We start from the raw sequence: 2,067 nt of genomic DNA on the forward strand, positions 1-2,067 counted from the left end.
ATCCGCCCCGCCCGCACCACTTTCCGGACCAGCCAGGGAGACCCCAATGACCCAGACCAGGCTCGACGCCGCAGTGACCCGCCCCGGGGAGGAATTCTCCCGGGTGGCGCTCATGCCGGAGTCCGTGGACCTGCTCCGCAAGCTCTGGACGCAGCACGGGCCTTTGATGTTCCACCAGTCGGGCGGCTGCTGCGACGGATCCTCACCCATGTGCTATCCGGCGGGGGAGTTCCTGACCGGCGACTCCGACGTCCTGTTGGGCCTGTTCGACATCTCCGACGGATTGCAGCCCCAGCCGCTGGAATTCTGGATGTCGCGTGAACAGTTCAACTACTGGAGCCACACGCACCTGACCGTCGACGTCGTCCCCGGCCGGGGGAGCGGCTTCTCGGTGGAAGCGCCGGAAGGCAAACGGTTCCTCATCCGCTCCTCGCTGATGGAAAACTGGCCCGTCTGACCCGTCCCCCGGCCGGGCCTTTGTCTCACTATGTGGGACAAATCGGGCCGTCCAGTGGATGGACTCTAAGATGGATAGGTCTGTTTCCACCCCAGTTATCGAGATTGCGGACTTTCCTAATGAACCTTTTCCGGACCAAATCCATCGAGCAGTCCATGTCCGACGCCGATGAACCCGGACGCAAGCTGAAGCGCACGCTAAGCACGTGGGACCTCATGATCATGGGGGTCGCGGTTGCCGTGGGCGCCGGGATCTTCTCGGTCGGCGCCAAGGCCGCCGCGAACTTTGCCGGCCCCGCCGTCACCATCTCCTTCGCGATCGCCGCCGTCACCTGCGCGCTCGCCATCATGTGCTACGCCGAGTTCGCCACGGCCATCCCGGTGGCAGGCTCGGCCTACGTCTTCACCTACGCGACCATGGGTGAGATCCTGGCGTGGATCATCGGCTGGAACCTGATCCTCGAACTCTTCACGGCCGGCGCCGTGATCGCGAAGTACTGGGGCATCTACCTCAGCAAAGTCTTTGCGCTCATGGGCGTGGACATTCCGCCGTCGATCTCCCTGGGCGGCGTCGACCTCTACTGGGGCGCCTTCCTGATCGTTGCCATCTTCACCGTGCTGCTGGTCCTCGGGACCAAGCTCTCCGCCCGCGTCGGCAACATCTTCACGCTCATCAAGATCGCGGTGGTCCTCTTCGTCATCGTCGTCGGCTTCACGTACGTGAAGTTCGAGAACTACGCCCCGTTCGTCCCGGCCTCCGAGCCGACCGGAGGCACCGGAACCGCGGATGTCCTCAAGCAGTCGTTCTTCGGCTTCCTGACTGGCGCCGCCCCGGCCCAGTACGGAACCCTCGGGATCTTCGCCGGCGCCGCCCTGGTCTTCTTCGCCTTCATCGGCTTCGACGTCGTCGCCACCTCGGCCGAAGAGGTCAAGAACCCGCAGAAGACGCTGCCCCGCGGCATCTTCGGCGGCCTGGCAATCGTTACCGTGCTGTACATCCTGGTGTCGCTGGCGTTGACCGGCATGGTGTCCTACACCCAGCTGGCCGAGGCCAAGAACCCGACGCTCACCACCGCCTTCGAAGCGGTCGGCAATACCGACGCCGCCAAGGTCATTGCCTTTGGCTCCCTCGTGGGCCTTACCACCGTGATCATGGTGCTGCTCATGGGCCTCTCGCGCGTGGTGCTCGCGATGAGCCGGGACGGCCTGCTTCCGCGCTCCCTGTCCAAGACCAGCTCGGTGCGGGGGACGCCGGCCCGCCTGCAGATCATCTGCGGCGCCGGAGTGGCGCTCGTCGCCGGCCTGACCAACGTGGACCTGCTCGAGGAAATGATCAACATCGGGACCCTGTCCGCCTTCGTGATGGTGAGCCTTGGCATCCTGGTGCTGCGCAAGAAGCGCCCGGACCTGAAGCCGGCCTTCCGTGTCCCGTTCGGCAAGGTGCTCCCGGTCGTCTCTGCGGTCCTGTGCCTGTACCTCATGACGAACCTGGCCGTGGAAACCTGGATCTTCTTCGCCATCTGGCTCGTGATCGGTATTGCGATCTACTTCGCCTACGGCCAGCGCCACTCCCGGCTGAATGAAAAGTTCGCGGAGGCCCGCGCCTCGGTG

Annotated in this window: 2 protein-coding genes; both read left to right on the forward strand. The window is 64.7% G+C overall.

The genetic code is table 11. From position 1 onward, the window contains the following. Positions 1-46: 46 nt before the first annotated feature. The gene (locus Y706_RS0113320; protein ID WP_028276964.1) at positions 47-457 is read left to right on the forward strand and encodes a DUF779 domain-containing protein; all 411 of its coding nucleotides are present in this window, start codon (positions 47-49) and stop codon (positions 455-457) included. A gap of 119 nt (positions 458-576) precedes the next feature. Then, a partial coding sequence (locus Y706_RS25455; RefSeq protein WP_043436153.1) for an amino acid permease occupies positions 577-2,067 on the forward strand: 1,491 nt, incomplete at its 3' end.

It is taken from the genome of Arthrobacter sp. I3 (assembly GCF_000520575.1).
Classification (GTDB): domain Bacteria; phylum Actinomycetota; class Actinomycetes; order Actinomycetales; family Micrococcaceae; genus Arthrobacter; species Arthrobacter humicola_A.

What these genes read in the sequence shown, in the direction of transcription:
- Y706_RS0113320 (WP_028276964.1), top strand. Translation starts at nt 47, where the DNA reads ATGACCCAGACCAGGCTCGACGCCGCAGTGACCCGCCCCGGGGAGGAA.